The organism is Mycolicibacterium sp. TUM20985, assembly GCF_030295745.1.
GTDB lineage: Bacteria > Actinomycetota > Actinomycetes > Mycobacteriales > Mycobacteriaceae > Mycobacterium.
The window spans coordinates 5,289,281-5,307,579 of record NZ_AP027291.1 but is presented as its reverse complement, the minus strand read 5'-3'; the positions used below and the strand labels follow the sequence as shown (position 1 = coordinate 5,307,579).

Below are 18,299 nucleotides of genomic sequence, written 5' to 3'. Positions count from 1 at the left end.
CGATCCGCGCACGTGCGCCCGGCCCCTAGACTCGAACCGTTGGCTGAAGACCGGGGGTGCCCAGTGCCGCGCGACGATATCGGACGGGCCGCCGACCGCACCCGGCTCGAGCAGTTGATCGGCGCGGATCTGCGTGAGATGACGGCGGAGTCGGACTGGATCGCCAGGGTGTTCGCCGAACGAAACGATGTGTCGCCCAACGAGTTTCGGGCGCTGTTATTCGTCATGATCGCCGAGACCCGGGGTGCGCAGCTGACGGCCGGTGAGCTCCGGCGGCAAATGGGTATGTCGGGTGCGGCGATCACGTACCTGGTCGAGCGGATGGCCGAGGCCGGCCATTTGCGCCGGGAGGCCGACCCCGCGGACCGACGCAAGGTGATCCTGCGGTACACCGAGCACGGGATGGACCTTGCGCGGACGTTCTTCGCGGCCCTGGCGCGGCACAACCACGGCGCCATGGCCCAGCTGCCGGACTCGGATCTCGAGGCGGCGCATCGCACGTTCGCGGCGATGGTGGGTGCCATGCGGGGGTTCCGCGGGGACCTGGCGACGCCGCCGGCGGGTCTAGTCCCTGGAGAGGGTCGCCTCCTCCAGGTCGAGGCCCCGTAACGCCGACCGCAGCGTCTCGTCGTTGATCCGGCCTGCGTCGCGCTCGGCGATGAACGTCTCCCGTTCCGCCTTGAGCATCTCGAGCCGGAGGCGCCGGAAGGCCGCCGCCGGGCCCTCGCCGATCTCGTCGTCGCCGCGGCCCAGCTGCTCCCACGCGGAGTTGCTGCGACGGTCGTTCCAGCGCCGCAGCACGGTGGCGGCACGCTCGTGGACGTCCGATTCCGGACGTTGCTCGGCCATGAGCTGGTCGAGTCGGTCGGCGGCCGCCTGAGCGGCCTTGGTCTGGGCGGCGGCCTCGTCGAGGGCGTCCTGGTGGGCATCGTCGCCCTGGACGTCGAGCACCTTGATGATCCAGGGCAGGGTGAGCCCGTGCAGCAGCAGCGTTCCGACCACGACCACGAAGGTCAGGAACACCAGCTGCGGCCGCCCGGGAAACGGGTCACCCGACAGCGTGCTGACGGGTACGGCGAACGCGGCGGCCAGTGACACCACCCCGCGCATCCCCGCCCACGCGACGATGAAGACCTGCGCCTTCGTCGGAGCTTCCTCGTTCTCCCGGATGCGACGGGACAGCTTGCGCGGCACGAACGCCATCGAGAACACCCAGACGACCCGGACGACGATCACCGTCGCCAGCACCGCCGCCGAGGCGGTCACCAGGACCGCGACGGAGATGCCTCGCAGCTCGGCGACGACCGTCGGCAGCTGCAACCCGATCAACAGGAACGCAAACGATTCGAGGACGAACTGCACCGTCTTCCAGACGGCGGTGTCCTGAAGTCGGGTGGCATAGCTGGCGCGCGTCGAGCGCTGGCCGAGGATCAGGGCGGCCACCACGACGGCTATCACGCCCGAGCCGTGTGTCTCCTCGGCGAGCAGGTAGATGAAGAACGGCGCGACCAACCCCAGCGCGCTCTCCACCAGCGAGTCACCGAGCCAGCGCCGGACGTACACGATGAGCGAGCCCATCGCGCCGCCGACCACGGTGCCGCCGACCGCCGCCAGCGCGAACGTGAAGATGGGCGTCCCCCAGCTCGTGGCCGTGCCGATCGCCGCCGCCAGCGCGACCTTGTAGGCCGTCAGGGCGGTCGCATCGTTGAGCAGGCTCTCGCCGCCGAGCAACGTCATGATCTGGCGCGGCAGCCCGAGCCTGCGGCCGATGGCCGTGGCGGACACCGCATCCGGCGGGGCGACGATCGCGCCGAGCGTGAGCGCCGCGGCGATCGTCAGCTCGGGCACCGTGTGGTAGGCCACGATGCCGACCGCGAACGTGGTGACCAGTGGCAGACCCACCGCGAGCAGGCCGATTCGGCGCGTGTTCCTCCGCATCGCGACATAGCTGCTCTCGAGCCCGGCGGACCACAGCAGCGGGGGCAGGATGACGAACAGCACCAGATCCGGTTCGAGCTCGATGCCGTCGACGCCGGGGATGAGGCCCGCCAGCAGGCCGGCCACCACCAAGGCCAACGGTCCGGACACGTCGAACCGGCGCGCGATCCCGGCCAGCAACACCGACGCCACGAGAACCGCAAGCAATGCGGCACCTGCCATGCCGCACCCCCTTTCCAAGACCGCCCTATTGTTGACGGCATGCGGAGGAGAACGCGACAGCGCGAGGTGAATTCCCCGCCGTCGTCCCCGACGTGCGAGCACCTCGCCGAGAGCGCCGACGCGGCGGAGCCCGAAGCCCTCACGCCGGGTATGTGCGCGGGGTGTGCGGAGCTGGGCGAGAGCACCTGGGCACATCTGCGGATGTGCCTCGCGTGTGGGCACGTCGGCTGTTGTGACTCGAGCCCGCACAAGCACGCCAACGACCACTTTCACACCACCGGTCATGCCGTCATGAGGTCCGTGGAGCCAGGCGAGAGCTGGCGATGGTGCTACGTCGACATTCAGCTGGGATGAGGGATCTGGCAGGGTGGGCAGGCGATGAGTGAAGCCTCCGGCAGCGAGCGTCCCCGTACCGTCCTACTTCTCGGCGCCGGTGACGCCGGTCCCGAGCTGGCCCTGGCGTTCGAGCGCCTCGGCGTCGCCGTCACGCGGGTCGAGCAGTGCCCCGAGGCGGACGCGGTGGGTGCCCTGCTCGACGAACACCGGCCCGACTACGTGATCGCCGTGTCCGCCGACGTCTCGGCCGCCGTGCTGATCGCCGCGGCCGAGCGGGAGTCCGTCGAGGTCTTCCCCACGCCGCGTGCGGTCCGACTGGGTGCCGATCGCGAGGGCTTGCGCAAGTTGGCGGGCGACGAACTGGGTCTGCCGACCGTGCCGTTCTGGTTCGCCTCGTCGGCCGAGGAGCTGGCCGCCGTCGCGGATCATGCCGGCTTCCCGCTGGTCGTGACGCCACTGACGGGCACGGTTGCCGACGGCCAGTCGGTGCTGACGCGGCCCGACGACGTCGAGCCCGCGTGGAAGCGCGCGTTCGCCACGGGCCCGGCGTGGTCCAACCGGGTGATGGCCGAAACCGTGGTCGAGGTCGACGAGGAGGTCACTCTGCTCACGGTGCGCACGACCGAGGCATCGGGACCGGCCGTGCAGTTCTGCGAACCCATCGGGCATCGGAAGGCAGGAGCGGGCCCGCTGGAGACGTGGCAGCCGCACCGGCTGTCGCTGGCGGCTCTGGACGCCGCGCGGTCCATCGCCGCCCGCATCGTGCACTCGCTGGGCGGACGGGGTGTGTTCGCCGTCGAGCTGCTGGTGCACGGTGACGAGGTGTACTTCGCCACGGTCGACGCGCAGCCCCTCGAAACCGGCCTGATAACCCTTCGCTCGCAACGACTCTCGTACTTCGAGCTGCATGCGAGGGCAATCCTGGGCTTGTCGGTCGACACGATCATGATCTCCCCGGCGGCCGCGGAGGTGGGCACGCGTCGGACCGGCCCCGGCCCCGCGCTGGCCGAGGCCCTCGACGTGCCCGAGAGTGACGTGCGACTGCTGGACGCGACGTCGGTGGCGATCGCGACCGCCCCCGACGTCGTCCGGGCCCGTGATCGGGCGCACCGGGTGTCCACCGTCGTTCATGGGCTCGGGTCGTGACGGGTTCCGATGCCGACGACGAGGGACCCATTCGGCTGCCGGAACCCGAGCCCGACCGCCCCACCATCGCGCCCTTCCTCGGTGCGCTGGTGGTCATCACGATCGTGGTGATCGCAATCGTGTCGTTCAACGTGTTCGGGTCGACGACCACCACCCCCGGCGACCAGGTGGCGCGGGCGGCCGTCGGCCAGAACGACGCGCTGCAACGCCAGGACTACGCCGCGTTCCGTGACTTCACGTGCCGAGCCGACCAGGGCAGCGAGTCGGATTTTCAAGCGCGGCAGCGTGATTCGGTGGCCAAGAACGGGGAGCGTTACCTCGACGACGTCACCGACATCGGCGTCGACGGCGACCGCGCCTCGGCGACCGTCACGTACCACTTCGACAAGACGGCGGACAGTAAGTCGCCCACCCCGCTGACCTTCGTCCAGGAGGACGGGGCCTGGAAGGTCTGCCTGAGCTAGGTCTGCCCCAGCTACCTATGGGACACTCGCGGTCGTGAGTTACGCGGGAGACATCACCCCTGAAGAGGCGTGGAAGCTGTTGGTCGGCGATCCCGAGGCCGTGCTGGTCGACTGCCGGACCTCGGCCGAGTGGCGCTTCGTCGGCGTACCCGACATCTCGTCACTGCAGCGCGACGTCGTGTACGTCGAATGGAGCCGCACCGACGGCACGCACAACGACGGATTCGTCGACGAGCTGGTGGCTGCGGGCGTGACGCCGGGGGAGCGCCCGGTCGTGTTCCTGTGCCGCTCCGGCAACCGCTCGATTGGCGCGGCCGAGGCCGCCACCGACGCCGGGATCGCGCCGTCCTACAACGTGCTCGACGGTTTCGAGGGGAACCTCGACGAGCTCGGGCACCGCGGCGGGACCGGCTGGAAGGCCATCGGCCTACCCTGGAGACAATCATGACCGAATCCGAGGATCGTCCCGTCCCTTCGGTGCGGATCCCAAAGGCATTGCCCGACGGCGTGAGTCAGGCCACCATCGGGGTACGCGGTGGTCTGCTGCGATCGGAGTTCGAGGAGACCTCCGAGGCGCTCTACCTGACCTCCGGTTACGTCTACGGCTCGGCGGGCGATGCCGAGAAGGCGTTCACCGGGGAGATCGACCGGTTCGTCTACTCCCGGTACGGCAATCCCACCATCGCGATGTTCGAGGAACGGTTGCGGCTGATCGAGGACGCGCCAGCGGCCTTCGCGACGGCGACGGGGATGGCCGCGGTGTTCACGTCCCTCGGTGCCCTGCTCGGAGCCGGCGACCGGTTGGTGGCCGCGCGCAGCCTGTTCGGTTCGTGCTTCGTGGTGTGCAACGAGATCCTGCCGCGGTGGGGCGTGGAGACCGTGTTCGTCGACGGGGAAGACCTCTCCGAGTGGGAGGAGGCGCTGGCCGATACCTCCAAGCCCACCCGAGCAGTGTTCTTCGAGACGCCGTCGAACCCGATGCAGTCGCTCGTCGACATCGCCGCGGTTTCCGATCTGGCGCACTCCGCCGGCGCAAAGGTGGTGCTGGACAACGTCTTCGCGACCCCACTGCTGCAGCAGGGCATGCCGCTGGGTGCGGACGTCGTCGTCTACTCGGGTACCAAGCACATCGACGGTCAGGGCCGGGTGCTCGGCGGCGCGATCCTCGGCGACAAGGAATTCATCGACGGGCCGGTGCAGAAGTTGATGCGCCACACCGGACCGGCGATCAGTCCCTTCAACGCCTGGACGATGTTGAAAGGCCTTGAGACGCTGGCGGTTCGGGTTGACTACGCGAACGCCTCGGCGCATCGGGTCGCAGAGTTCCTGCAGAACCACCCATCGGTGTCGTGGGTGCGGTATCCGTTCCTCGAGTCGCATCCGCAGTACGATCTGGCCAAACGGCAGATGCGGGGCGGCGGCACGGTCGTCACGTTCGAGTTGGCGGCCGCCGAGGGACAGGGCAAACAACGCGCCTTCGAGGTACTCGACAAACTGCGCATCATCGACATCTCGAACAACCTGGGTGACTCCAAGTCGCTCATCACGCATCCCGCCACCACCACCCATCGCGCGATGGGTCCGGAGGGTCGGGCGGCGATCGGACTCGGCGACGCGGTGGTGCGGGTGTCCGTCGGGCTCGAGGGCACGGAGGACCTGATCGCAGACCTGGATCAGGCTCTCAGCTAGATGTCGAGGTCGAATGCGGCCAAGAAGGCGCGGCGCAAGAAGCGGCTGAACGCCCGCAACGACAGCTGGTTACCGGCCGACGTGCACGCCGACGTCCAGGGTGTCGCCCGCATTGCCGACGAGATCATTCCGCGCGGCTGGATCTTCGATGACGCCCACTCCGGCGAGGACTTCGTCACCTGGTACTACCCGCCGTCCGGGGTCGAGGTGGACGACGAGTCGGTGGAGTCGGTGACCCGGCTCTGGCTCACCGACCCAGAGGAACCCCACGTGCTGCTCGTTGGCTCGGCCGAGGACCCCGCCTCCATCGGGCTCACGGTCGAGGAGCTGTTCGCCCGGCTGGACGAGGTCGAGTCGTACCGGATCGGGGACCCGTTTCCCGTCGCCGACTCCGAAGATGTCATTAGTGGAGATCGCGGATAGCGAACAGACTCCGCTGTGCCGGATTCAGCTAACGTCCGGCGGCGGCGCGGAGTCTTCCTGAACTGGGCCCTCGGTGAGTCTTGGCGAACTCCGTCCGACACGTCGACCGACTCACGTGGTTTGCCATCATCGGGTCTTGGCGCAACGCGATATGACGTAGACGTCAAATATCGAGTATGTTCGCGCCAGTAGGCGTCGTCATGCGGCCTGTTTCGAACGTTGCGGCGACACACGGCGTCTGCGGCGACGGGTCCGGCGGCCGAAGGTAGCCGAGAGGCCGGACGGGCGCGAAGACGGGTACGCACGAGCGACCCCCACAGCGCCCAACCGGACGTAGGACCTTCAGAGAACAGGGTGGTGGTGTTTTGTCCGTGCTTGGGACCTCCTCTGCGGAGACCTCAATTCCGAACGTGCTGCGTGCGCGGGCGCTTCGTCAGCCCGACGCACCCGCGTACACGTTCGTCGACTACGAGATCGATCCTGCTGGCTACCCCGAGACCCTGACCTGGTCGCAGGTGTACCAGCGGGTCCGCGTGGTCGCCGAGGAACTCACGCTCTGCGGGGCGATCGGGGACCGGGCGGCGATCCTGGCGCCGCAGGGTCTGGAGTACGTGATCGCGTTCCTCGGTGCGCTGCACGCCGGTTTCGTCGCCGTCCCGCTGTCGGTACCGCAGGCGGGATCGCACGACGAGCGGGTGTCGGCCGCCCTGCGCGATTCCGCACCCACGGTGATCCTCACGACGACGGCGGTGGCGGACGTCGTCCGGGAGTACTCCGCCGTGCTCGGCCGCTCGGCGCCAAGCGTCGTCGAGGTCGACGCGCTGGACCTCGACGCGCCGGTCGAGTCCGAACCGGCACCGCAGGTGCGTTCCCGCCCGGCCTATCTGCAGTACACCTCGGGCTCGACCCGTGTGCCCGCGGGCGTGATGGTGTCGCACCGCAACGTCGTCGCCAATCTCGAGCAGGTGATGGCCGACTACTTCGCCGAGACCGGCGGCGTGCCGCCGGTCGGCACCACGGTGGTGTCCTGGCTGCCCTTCTTCCACGACATGGGTTTGATCCACGGTGTGTGCGCACCGATCCACGCCGGACTGCACGCGGTCCTGATGAGCCCGATGGCCTTCCTGCAGCGCCCGGCACGGTGGATCCAGCAGCTGGCCTCCCACCCCCATACCTTCTCGGCCGCGCCGAACTTCGCCTTCGAACTGGCGGTCCGGCGCACCTCGGACGACGACCTCGCAGGACTGAACCTCAGCGACGTGTCCGGAATCATCAGCGGGAGTGAACGCATCCACGCGGCCACCATCACCCGGTTCAACGAGCGGTTCCAGAAGTTCGGCCTGCGGCGGACGACGGTGCGACCGTCCTACGGCCTCGCCGAGGCGACGGTCTACGTGGCGACGGCCGAGCTGGAGCGAATCGGCACCTCCGTCCGCTTCGAGTACGAGAAGCTGTCCGCGGGTCACGCCAAGCGGTGCGAGAACACCGCGAGCGGAGGAACGGAGCTCGTCAGCTACGGCGCTGCGCGGACGTCGACCCTGCGGATCGTGGATCCCGAGACCATGCGGGAGAACCCGGCGGGCGCCATCGGCGAGATCTGGGTGCACGGCGAGAACGTCGCCATGGGCTACTGGCGCAATCCCGAGCAGACGGCGCGCTACTTCGGTATTTCCCTGGTCAGCCCGACACCCTCCACCCCGGCGGACGGCTGGTTGCGCACCGGTGACCTCGGGGTGATGTCCGACGGCGAGCTCTTCATCATCGGGCGCATCAAAGACCTGCTGATCGTCGATGGCCGCAATCACTATCCCGATGACATCGAGGCGACGATCCAGGAGATCACCGGTGGACGCGTCGCGGCCATCGCCATCCCAGACGACCGCACCGAGCACCTGGTCGCCATCATCGAACTCAAGGATCGGAGCGAATCGCGCGAGGCCGCGATCGACCGGCTCCGCGGGGTGAAACGGCAAGTCACGTCGGCGATCTCGCAGAACCACAGCCTGCGGGTGGCCGATATCGTGCTGGTACCGCAGGGCGCGATCCCGATCACCACGAGCGGCAAGGTCCGCCGTTCCACGTGTCTGGATCGTTACCGGCTGGACGACTTCTCGCGCCTCGACGCATCGATGTGACCGCGACGACCAAGGATGCGGACCGGCCGCGCCTCTACATCTTTCCCCACACGGGCGGCTCGCCGGAGTTCTACGTTCCGTTCGCCAGGGCGTTCACCGACACCAGCTGCGTCGCGGTGCAGTATCCGGGCAAGCGGGCAGGCAAGGACCTGTCGCAGTACACCGGGATCCCCGAGCTCGCCGACCGCCTGTGCGCGATGCTCAAACCCGCTGACGCCCCGTCGGGCCGGGTGGCGCTCTTCGGCCACAGCATGGGGGCGCTGTTGGCCTTCGAGGTGGCCCTGCGCTTCGAGCAGGCAGGCAACCCCGTCGCGGCGCTGTTCGTGTCGGCCAGCGCCGCGCCGGGAGCGGTGCGCCACGGCGTCGACCTGAAGGGCTCCGAACTCGAGCTGCTCAGCATGGTCAGCGACGTCACGGGCGCCAACCCGGAGTTCCTGAAGAACGAACGGTTCGCCGCCACGATGCTGCCGACGCTGCGCGGCCTGAAGGCCATCGCGTCGTACGACCACCCGCCCGAGGTGAAGGTGGCCTGTCCCATCTACGGGCTGATGGCCGATGACGACGACCTGGCCACCGCCGAACTCATGACCCCGTGGGCGCAACGCACCACGGCGGACTTCGAGCTGACCACCTTCGTGGGCGACCATTTCTACATCAACACGAATCTGCCGCACCTCGCCCACTGGGTCGAGCAGCGCGTGTTGGCGCACTCCACCGAAGACGTGCGGGCCGGCTCGGTCCCGCCGGGTCCGGCGTGAGTGAGGACCGGGAGGCCGAACTCCGCCACTGGTTGGTCGACTACCTCGTCACCACCATCGGCTGCAACCCCGACCAGATCGACCTCGACGCGCCCCTGAACGAACAGGGCGTGGGGTCGCGGGACGCGGTGGTCCTGTCGGGTGAACTGTCGGAGTTGCTACACCGGCCCGTCTCACCGGTGGACTTCTGGCAGAACCCGACGCTCAACAGCCTGGTCCACGCGTTGGTGAATCCGAGTGCCGAGCCGGTGGGCGTCGTGCCGGGGGCTGGTGGCCGTTCGACGGACGAACCGATCGCCGTCATCGGGCTGGGCTGCCGGCTACCCGGCGATCCCGGCGACATCCGCGGACCCGAGGCGCTGTGGGACTTTCTGACCGCAGGCCGGTCGGCGGTGGGCACCGTGCCCGACGATCGGTGGCAGGCGTTCGACGACGGCACCCCGGAGGCGGCGGCGGCGTTGGCGAGCACGACGCGATGGGGCTCGTTCCTCGACGACGTCGCCGGTTTCGACGCCGAGTTCTTTGGCATCGCGCCGCGGGAAGCCGACCGCATCGATCCGCAGCAGCGCCTGCTGCTGGAGGTCGCCGTCGAGGCCCTCGAGCATGCCGGCATCCCCGTCGAGACCCTGCGGCGCAGCCTGACCGGAGTCTTCGCAGGCGCGTGCGTCAGCGAGTACGGCTTCCTCGCCGCGCGCGACCTCGGCCGGATCGACGCCTGGACGGGCACCGGCGGGGCGTTGAGCATCATCGCCAATCGCCTCTCCTACTTCCTGGACGTGCGGGGACCGTCGCTCACCGTCGACACCGCGTGCTCGTCCTCGTTGGTCGCGGTGCACCTGGCCTGTCAGAGTCTGCGGACGGGCCAGTCGGAGCTGGCCATCGCCGCTGGCGTGAACCTGGTGCTCTCACCCGCCGTCACCCGCAGCTTCGACGCGGCCGAAGCCATGTCGCCGACCGGTGCCTGTCACGCCTTCGATGCCGCCGCCGACGGATTCGTCCGCGGTGAGGGCTGCGGTGTCGCCGTGCTCAAGCGGCTCTCGGACGCGCAGCGCGACGGGGACCGGGTGCTCGCGATCGTGCGCGGTTCCGCGGTCAACCAGGACGGTCGGTCCAACGGGCTGATGGCGCCGAACCCGGCGGCGCAGGCCGCGGTGTTGCGGGCCGCGTGCGCCGATGCGGGCGTCGCGCCGTCGGAGATCGACTACGTCGAGGCGCACGGCACCGGAACGCTCCTCGGCGATCCCATCGAGGCTCGAGCCCTCGGAACGGTGTATGGGCGTGGCAGACAGGCGAATGCGCCGCTGTTGGCCGGCGCCGTCAAGACCAACCTCGGTCATCTGGAGGCCGCCGCGGGCATCGTCGGGCTGATCAAGACGACGATGGCGCTGCAACGCGGCACGATCCCCGCCAACCTGCACTTCGAGAACCCCAACCCGCACATCCCGTTCGACGAGCTCCGCCTGAAGGTGGTCGACGCACCGACGGGATGGCCCGCGACCGGCCGTCGGCGCTTGGCCGGGGTGTCGGCCTTCGGTTTCGGCGGCACGAACGCACACGTGGTGCTGGAGCAGGGGTTCGAGGCGCGGGCGGAGGAGCCCGCGGTGACGCCCGCGGTGACCACGCTCGTCGTCAGCGGCAAGAGCCCGGAGCGGATGACCGCGACGGCCACGACCCTGGCCGACTGGATGACCGGCCCCGGCGCGCTGGTGCCGATCCCCGACGTCGCGCACACGCTCGACCATCACCGCAGCCGGCACGGGACGTTCGCCACGGTCTGTGCGGCCGACCGCGCGGGGGCCATCGCCGGGCTGCGGGCGGTCGCGGCCGCCGAACCCGCCACCGGCGTGGTCCACCCGCACCAGGGGTCGTGCGGCTCCGGCACGGTGTTCGTCTACTCGGGTCAGGGCTCGCAGTGGCCCGGAATGGGTCGCCAGCTCCTCGCGGATGAACCGGCGTTCGCCGACGCGGTCGCCGCGCTGGAGCCGGACTTCGTCGAGCAGGTGGGGTTCTCGTTGTACGACGTGCTCGCGGGCGGCGAGGCGATCACCGGGATCGAGCGGATTCAGCCGACGGTGGTGGGCGTTCAGCTCGCGTTGACCGCGTTGTGGCGCTCCTACGGTGTCGAGCCGGATGCCGTCATCGGGCACTCGATGGGTGAGGTCACCGCCGCAGTCGTGGCGGGTGCCCTGACTCCGGCGCAGGGCCTGCACGTCATCGCCACCCGGTCACGGTTGATGGCCGAACGCGCGGAGAAGGGGGCGATGGCCCTGCTCGAGCTCGACGCAACCGCGGTTGGGACGTTGATCGCCGACTACCCCGAGGTGACGATCGCGGTCCATGCATCGCCCAGTCAGACGGCGGTCGCCGGACCGATCGAGGCCGTCGAAGCCGTCATCGCGAGGGCCACCGCACAGAACGCGTTCGCCAGGCGGGTGGACGTCGAAGTCGCCTCGCACCACGCGATGATGGATCCGCTCCTGCCGGAGCTGCGTGAGGCCTTGGCCGGACTGACGCCGAGGCTGCCGCTGATCCCGGTCATCAGCACCGTCGAGAATGTCGATGCCGCAACGCTCTTCGATGCCGAGCACTGGGTCGCCAACCTGCGCCAGCCGGTCGGGTTCAGCCAGGCCGTGGCCGTCGCGGGCGCTACCCACTGCACCTTCATCGAGGTCAGCCCGCACCCGTTGCTCACCAAGGCGATGTCCGACACGCTCGAGCACCCATCCACCGGCAACGCGCATCACCATAGCCTCGGTACCTTGCAGCGCGACGGGCACGACACCGTCGAATTCCACACCAACCTGAATGCCACCCATACGTCCCGGCCGCCGCAGGGCGACCATCGGCCCGAACCCCACCCCGCCATCCCGATCACCCCCTGGCGTCACACCCGGCACTGGCTCGACGCTCCCGCAGCGGCTGTCAAGAGCGTTGGGGCGCAGCAGGTCTCCCGGCCCATGGCAGGCGCCGACACTCCCGTCCCGGCGGACTGGCTGTACGAGCCGACCTGGCCCGTCCAACCGCTGCCTGCGGCCGATGCGGCGGGAGTGGGCCCGTGGCTGGTGCTCGGGGACGCCGAGGTGGGCGCCGAGCTCGGGCACGGTGCGCTGGGCGCGGTGGACAACGTGCTGTTCGCGCCCGCCACCACGGGAGCCTCGATCGACGCGGCCTCGGCCCGCACCCTGTTCGACGACGCGAGAAGACTTGTCGAAGAACTGCTCTCGATGTCCTCGCCTCCGCGGCTGTACCTGCTCACCCGCAATGCGCAGCCGGTCGCCGACGGCGATCGTGCCAACCCCGCACACGCCGTCCTGTGGGGTCTGGGCCGCACCCTCGCCCTCGAGCATCCCGAGATCTGGGGCGGCGTGGTCGATGTCGACGACTCGTTGCCCGCCGTCCTGGCCGCGCGTTGCGTACTGGCCGAGGCGATCTCCGGCGGGCCGGAGGACCAGGTCGTCTACCGGTCGGGTGCCCGGCACGTGCCACGTCTGCGACGGCAGACTCCGGTGGCGGTCCCGAGCGATCGGCTCGGACGGGACACCAGCCAGCTGGTGATCGGTGCCACCGGCCGCATCGGGCCGCATCTGATCCAGCAGCTCGCCGACATGGGCGCCGGCACGATCATCGCGGTGTCGCGAAACCCCGGCGGCCGGCTCGACGACCTGGCCCAACGGCTCTCATCGACCGGGTCGACGCTGGTGCAGGTGGCCGCCGACGCTGCCGACCCCGTCGCGATGGCGGCACTGTTCGACCGTTTCGGCACCGACCTTCCTGCGCTGGAGGGTATCTACCTGGCGGCTTTCGGCGGCGGACCAGTCGCGTTGTCGGACATGACCGAAGGCGACGTCACGGCGATGTTCGGTCCGAAGCTGGATGCGCTGGGCGTGCTGCACACCCTGTCGCTGCGCACCGCCGTCCGCCACTTCGTCATGTTCTCGTCGGTCTCCGGGCTGCTCGGTTCGCGCTGGCTGGCCCACTACACGGCGACCAGCAACTACCTCGACACCGTCGCCTACGCGCGCCGCAACATGGGTCTGCCGGCCACCGTGGTCAACTGGGGGCTGTGGAAGTCGTTGGCGGACAATGAGACCGATGCCAATCAGGTGATGTCGAACTCGGGGCTGGTGCCGATGCCCGACGACGTGGCCATCCGTGCACTGTCCCTGGCGATGGCGCCCGACGCGCCGGTGCGGTCCACGGTCGTGGACGCGGACTGGTCGCTGCTGGCCGCGGCGTACCGCACCCGCGGAGCGTTGCGCATCGTCGACGATCTGCTGGCGGAGGCGGATGCGACGGCTGGGGTCGGGCCGGAGAGCGAGTTCGCCAAGGCGTTGCGCGAAAGCCCGCCCGATCGGCGCCGCGGACTTCTGGCCGACCACATCGGCAGCCTGGCGTCGGACGCGATGGGATTGTCCGACGCGCAGACCCTCGACCCGAACGCTGGATTCTTCCAACTGGGCATGGATTCGCTGATGAGCGTGTCCCTTCAGCGCAGCCTCGGCGCCAGCCTGGGAGTGACACTGCCCGCCGCGGTGATCTACGAGTACCCGACCATTTCGCGCCTGACCGACGCACTCTGCGAGCGGATGGGCTTCGGGACGGCGGCAGACGATCCGGTGCCGGCCCGCTCTGCCCTGGGGGCTAGGGCCCAACAGCGCGCCAAGGCCCGCCAGCAAGCTCAGGCAGGCAGACGACGAGGACATGGAGTCCAGTGATGCATCCACATGAAGTGACCGAAGCGAATGAGTTGCCGCCCAATGCCATTGCGGTGATCGGTATGGCGGGCAGGTTCCCCGGCGCCAACTCGGTGACACAGTTCTGGGACAACCTGTGCCGCGGTGAGGAGTCCGTCACCACGCTGTCCGAGGAGGCCCTGACCGCCGCGGGCGTGAGCGCGAAGACACTCGCCGATCCCGCCTACGTCCGGCGCGCTGCCCTGCTCGACGGCATCGACGAGTTCGACGCCGAGTACTTCGGGATGACCCCGTACACGGCGCGGATGATGGACCCTCAACAGCGACTGTTCCTCCAGACGGCGTGGCACGCGTTCGAGGATTCCGGCTATGACCCCGCCACCTACGACGGTGCGGTCGGGGTTTTCGGTTCGAGCACCGCGAGCGGTTACCTGTTGCACAACCTGATGTCGCACCGGGACCGCGATGCGTTGATCGGCGAGGGCATCACCGTCGAGATGTTCAACCTGGTTCTGTTGAACGACAAGGACTATCCCGCGACGCGGGTGTCACATCAGTTCAATCTGCGGGGGCCGAGCATCTCGGTGCAGACCGCCTGCTCGTCCTCGCTGGTCGCGGTGCACCTGGCCTGCCAGAGCCTGCTGTCCGGCGAATCCGACATGGTGCTCGCCGGTGCCGCCGCGATCCGGGTGCCGCATCACGTCGGCTACGGCTTCGAGCCCGGCGCCATGGTGTCGCAGTCCGGGCACTGCAGGCCGTTCGACGTTCGGTCCGACGGCACCATCTTCGGCAGCGGGGTCGCGGCCGTGGTGCTCAAGCCGTTGCAGGCGGCGCTCGACGACGGTGACCGAATCCACGCCGTCATCCGCGGTTCGGCGATCAACAACGACGGTGCGGTCAAGATGACCTATGCGGCACCGGCACTCGCCGGTCAGGCGGAGGTCATCGCCGAGGCACACGCCATCGCCGACGTCGACTCCTCGACCATCGGCTACGTCGAGACCCACGGCACCGGTACGCCACTGGGCGACCCGATCGAGGTCGAAGCCCTTCGCCAGGCCTTCGAGGTGTCGGAGCTGGAACGGTCCGCGCCGTGCGTGCTGGGTTCGGTGAAGTCGAACATTGGCCACCTCGACGCGGCGTCCGGTGTCGCCGGTCTGGTCAAGGCCATCCTGTGCCTGAAGAACCAGGCGATCCCCCCGACTCTGCACTACACCGCGCCGAACCCGGAACTGCACCTGGAGGACGGCCCGTTCGTCGTCCAGAATCGTTACACGACATGGGAATCCGACACTCCGCGACGGGCCGGTGTGAGCTCGTTCGGGGTCGGTGGCACCAACGTCCACCTGGTCCTCGAGGAGGCGCCGCGGACCTCCGCCGTCACTGCCCCGAGCGGTCCTCAGGTGCTGCTGCTGTCCGCCAGGACCGCGGAGTCCGTGACGGATGCCCGGACAGCCCTCGCCGGAGAACTCTCACGCGACGAGCATCTGTCGCTGCCCGACGTGGCGTTCACGCTGGCGGGTCGACGGCCCTACGAGGTGCGGATGGCGGCCGTCGTCGCCGACCGTGCCGACGCCGCAGCGGTCCTGACCGCCGTTGACCACGAGCGGGTGTCGGTCGGGCAGTGCCCGTCCGGCTCGTCCTCGGCCACGGAGCGGGTGGCGTTCCTGTTCCCCGGACAAGGTGCGCAACACGTCGGCATGGCCCGCGGCCTGTACGACACCGAACCGGTGTTCCGGGAGACCTTCGACCGGTGTGCCGCGGGATTCGGCGCGGAGCTCGGCATCGATCTGGCCGCGGAGGTGTTTGGTTCCGGCGCGACCAGCCTGGAGCCCACCGACCTGGCCCAGCCGGCTCTGTTCACGGTGGAGTACGCACTGGCGCAGCTGATCCTGTCGTTCGGGGTCACGCCGGCGGCGCTGGCCGGGCACAGCATCGGCGAGATCGTCGCCGCGACGGTCGCCGGGGTCTTCGACGAGGCGACGGCGATCAAGGTGGTGTCGGTACGCGCCCGGCTGATGCACGCCGCACCCTCGGGGGCCATGGTCGCCGTGGCAGCGAACCCCGACGACCTCGCCGGCCTGCTCACCGCCGACGTCGACCTCGCCGCCGTCAACGAGACAGGCAGCTGCGTGATCGCGGGTTCGGAGGACGCCATTCGGGAGTTCGCCGATCGCGTTGCCGCCAAGGGCATCACGGCCCGACGGGTGCGGACGTCGCACGGGTTCCACTCCCGGTCGATGGACGCGGTCCTGGCCCCATTCGCCGAGTACCTCTCCACCCTGACCCTGCACGCCCCCCGAATCCCGTTGCTGTCGAACGTGACCGGGACATGGATGACCGACGAGGAGGCAGGAGATCCTCAGCGCTGGGCGCGGCACGTCCGGTCCACGGTGCGGTTCGCCGACGACGTGGCGACCCTGCTCGCCGATCCCCACCGGGTGCTGGTCGAGGTGGGTCCCGGCGGGAGCCTGACGGGATCCGCCGTACGACTGCCCGGATGGTCGGAGACGCATCGCGCGGTGCGCCTCATGCGCCACCCGTTGCAGAGCCGCGACGATCGCGACGTCTTCCTGCTCGGCCTGGGACAGCTCTGGTCGGCCGGCGTGGACGTGGACTGGACGCCCCGCCACGGCGACCAGGCCCAGCGTGTGACGCTGCCCGGTTATGCCTTTGCCCGGCAACGACACTGGATCGATCCCGCCACCCCCTCGCGCTCGGGCGGCCAGCTGGCCGAACCGGGCGGAGCGGGCGTCGCCGAACCGCGGCAGCCCGAGCGCGTCTCCGTCAGCGCCACCGATGCCAGGTCGCAGATGCAGGCGACACTGCAGCGGATCTGGTCGCAATGCCTCGGTGTCGAGACGATCGCGCCGGGTGACGACTTCTTCGCCATCGGTGGTGATTCCCTCCTGGCGATCGGCGTCGCGATGACCGCATCGCACCAGGGTCTGGAGATCACGCCACAGGACCTCTACGACCACGGCACGATTGCCGCACTGGCCGATGCGCTCGTCTCGCGCTACGCCTCGGGCGGCCTGGCGAGCCAGGACACCGACGATCTCAATCCGCCGGCCCCGCCGAACCTCCTGCGCTTCCTGGACGGCGGGCTGGCCGAGCCGGGCCGCTGGCGGGCGCCGCTGGTCCTGCGGCTGGACTCCACGGTGCGGGCCGAGGACGTCTCCGCCGTCATGGCCGCGGTGGTGGATCAGCACGATGCGTTGCGGATGCGGATCGCCAACCGGGCGGGGACGTGGGAACAGCAGATCGCCGACCCCGGTGGCGTGGTCGACGTCGCGGAACGGTCACTGCCCGCCGACGCTGCGCCGGACACCGCGCAGGAGCGGGCGGCGCTGGCCAGCATCGTGTCGGAAACGATTGCGGCACAGGACCTGCGCAGCTGGCCACTGACGGCCACCTACGTCACCACTGCGGCTGGGGACCCGCGGTTCCTGGTGCTCACCCTGCACCAGATGGTCGACGACGCCACCTCGCGCGAGGTGCTGGTGACCGACCTGATGACGGCCTTCGGCCAGCGGCTGGCCGGCAGCGACATCGCCCTGGAACCCGTCACCACGGGCTGGCGGGAATGGTCGCAGCGGTGTGCGGCCCTGGCCGCGCATCCCGCGGTGCTCGACCGACGCAACTACTGGCTCGACAATGCCGCGCAGGCCACGTTGCGGTTGACCAGCCCCGAGATCGACGCCGCCGTGACCGGTCCGCCGGGCGCCGACGACCTGACCCGGCTGGCCGTCGCCCTGACCCCCGACCAGACGTCGCAGATCGACAACGCCCGCCGGATCCTGCAATCCTCGGCGGAGGAGATCCTGTTGGCCGCGCTGGCGCGCACCCTGGCGATCACCGTCGGTGACGGTGTGGCCGCCGTGGACCTCGCCGGGGCCGGCCGGTCGGTGCTCCGGCCGGAGGTCGATCTGCGCAGGACGTTCGGCTGGTTCTCCACGATCTACCCGATCGCGCTGCCCTGCCTGGACGTGGCGAGTGCCAGTGCGGCCCAGCTGCTCGAGGAGGTCAGCCGGACGGTCGCGGCGGTGCCGCATCATGGCATCGGGCATGGCCTGCTCCGTCATCTGCACGCGCCGACGGCACCGCTCCTCGCCGCCGCACCCGTCCCGGAGATCTTCGTCTCCTACCTCGGAATGGTGCCGGAATGGCGTCCCAGTGACGCGCCGGTGCAGTTCGACGACGATACCGGGCTCACGGTCCGCGAGACCCTGCCGGGTCTCGGACATCCGTTGGAGATACGGGCGTTTCGACAGGGCGGCGTGCTTCACGTGGACTGGTGGTATGACCGTCGGCGGGTGCCGGCCGATACCGTCGAGGCGCTTGCCGGGCAGTTCACCACGACACTGATCGCCTTGCTCGACGACGCGGTCGCCGGGGACGCCGACAGTGCTGACGATGAGGCTGAAGACGAGGCGTTCGCCCTGGTGGATCTGTCCGCGGCCGTTCTCGATGACGACGAATAGGTAGGGAAGC

General features: G+C 69.5%; 12 protein-coding genes. 11 read left to right on the top strand and 1 reads right to left on the bottom strand.

Features of this window, described 5'->3' with window-relative positions:
- Positions 1-138: 138 nt before the first annotated feature.
- Positions 139-609 (top strand): MarR family winged helix-turn-helix transcriptional regulator, encoded by a 471-nt coding sequence (locus tag QUE68_RS25915; RefSeq protein ID WP_284236116.1) that lies wholly within the window; start codon positions 139-141, stop codon positions 607-609.
- On the opposite strand, the gene QUE68_RS25910 is transcribed toward QUE68_RS25915, so the two are convergent.
- Entirely contained in the window at positions 565-2,160 is a 1,596-nt protein-coding gene (locus tag QUE68_RS25910) for a Na+/H+ antiporter (protein ID WP_284234850.1), read from the bottom strand. The two genes, QUE68_RS25915 and QUE68_RS25910, sit on opposite strands and share 45 nt — an antisense overlap.
- A 39-nt stretch (positions 2,161-2,199) precedes the next feature.
- Here QUE68_RS25910 and QUE68_RS25905 point away from each other — a divergent pair, with 39 nt between their 5' ends.
- From QUE68_RS25905 to QUE68_RS25860, 10 genes are all read left to right on the top strand, one after another.
- The gene (locus QUE68_RS25905) at positions 2,200-2,514 is read left to right on the top strand and encodes a UBP-type zinc finger domain-containing protein (protein ID WP_286274639.1); all 315 of its coding nucleotides are present in this window, start codon (positions 2,200-2,202) and stop codon (positions 2,512-2,514) included.
- Positions 2,515-2,538: 24 nt separating this feature from the next.
- Complete coding sequence (locus tag QUE68_RS25900; protein ID WP_286274638.1) at positions 2,539-3,642, top strand: ATP-grasp domain-containing protein; 1,104 nt, start codon at positions 2,539-2,541, stop codon at positions 3,640-3,642.
- Positions 3,639-4,106, top strand: coding sequence for an Rv0361 family membrane protein (locus QUE68_RS25895; RefSeq protein ID WP_286274637.1), 468 nt, complete (start codon positions 3,639-3,641; stop codon positions 4,104-4,106). Before QUE68_RS25900 ends, QUE68_RS25895 begins: the two co-directional genes overlap by 4 nt.
- Before the next feature lie 34 nt (positions 4,107-4,140).
- Positions 4,141-4,554, top strand: a complete 414-nt coding sequence (locus tag QUE68_RS25890) for a rhodanese-like domain-containing protein (protein WP_284234854.1) — start codon at positions 4,141-4,143, stop codon at positions 4,552-4,554.
- Positions 4,551-5,795 (top strand): O-succinylhomoserine sulfhydrylase, encoded by a 1,245-nt coding sequence (locus tag QUE68_RS25885; RefSeq protein ID WP_284234855.1) that lies wholly within the window; start codon positions 4,551-4,553, stop codon positions 5,793-5,795. Before QUE68_RS25890 ends, QUE68_RS25885 begins: the two co-directional genes overlap by 4 nt.
- A complete protein-coding gene (locus QUE68_RS25880) occupies positions 5,796-6,218 on the top strand; it encodes a hypothetical protein (RefSeq protein WP_286274636.1) in 423 nt (140 codons plus the stop codon).
- A gap of 365 nt (positions 6,219-6,583) precedes the next feature.
- On the top strand, positions 6,584-8,353 hold the full coding sequence (locus QUE68_RS25875) for an AMP-binding protein (protein ID WP_286274635.1): 1,770 nt from the start codon (positions 6,584-6,586) through the stop codon (positions 8,351-8,353).
- Positions 8,350-9,111, top strand: coding sequence for a thioesterase II family protein (locus QUE68_RS25870; protein ID WP_286274634.1), 762 nt, complete (start codon positions 8,350-8,352; stop codon positions 9,109-9,111). Before QUE68_RS25875 ends, QUE68_RS25870 begins: the two co-directional genes overlap by 4 nt.
- Positions 9,108-13,826, top strand: coding sequence for a type I polyketide synthase (locus tag QUE68_RS25865; protein WP_286274633.1), 4,719 nt, complete (start codon positions 9,108-9,110; stop codon positions 13,824-13,826). Before QUE68_RS25870 ends, QUE68_RS25865 begins: the two co-directional genes overlap by 4 nt.
- Positions 13,826-18,289 (top strand): type I polyketide synthase, encoded by a 4,464-nt coding sequence (locus tag QUE68_RS25860; RefSeq protein ID WP_454786476.1) that lies wholly within the window; start codon positions 13,826-13,828, stop codon positions 18,287-18,289. Before QUE68_RS25865 ends, QUE68_RS25860 begins: the two co-directional genes overlap by 1 nt.
- Positions 18,290-18,299 lie beyond the last annotated feature (10 nt).

Coding starts and splice junctions, on each gene's coding strand:
- QUE68_RS25915 (WP_284236116.1), top strand. CDS start 139: ATGACGGCGGAGTCGGACTGGATCGCCAGGGTGTTCGCCGAACGAAAC.
- QUE68_RS25910 (WP_284234850.1), bottom strand. CDS start 2,160: ATGGCAGGTGCCGCATTGCTTGCGGTTCTCGTGGCGTCGGTGTTGCTG.
- QUE68_RS25905 (WP_286274639.1), top strand. CDS start 2,200: ATGCGGAGGAGAACGCGACAGCGCGAGGTGAATTCCCCGCCGTCGTCC.
- QUE68_RS25900 (WP_286274638.1), top strand. CDS start 2,539: ATGAGTGAAGCCTCCGGCAGCGAGCGTCCCCGTACCGTCCTACTTCTC.
- QUE68_RS25885 (WP_284234855.1), top strand. CDS start 4,551: ATGACCGAATCCGAGGATCGTCCCGTCCCTTCGGTGCGGATCCCAAAG.
- QUE68_RS25880 (WP_286274636.1), top strand. CDS start 5,796: ATGTCGAGGTCGAATGCGGCCAAGAAGGCGCGGCGCAAGAAGCGGCTG.
- QUE68_RS25860 (WP_454786476.1), top strand. CDS start 13,826: ATGCATCCACATGAAGTGACCGAAGCGAATGAGTTGCCGCCCAATGCC.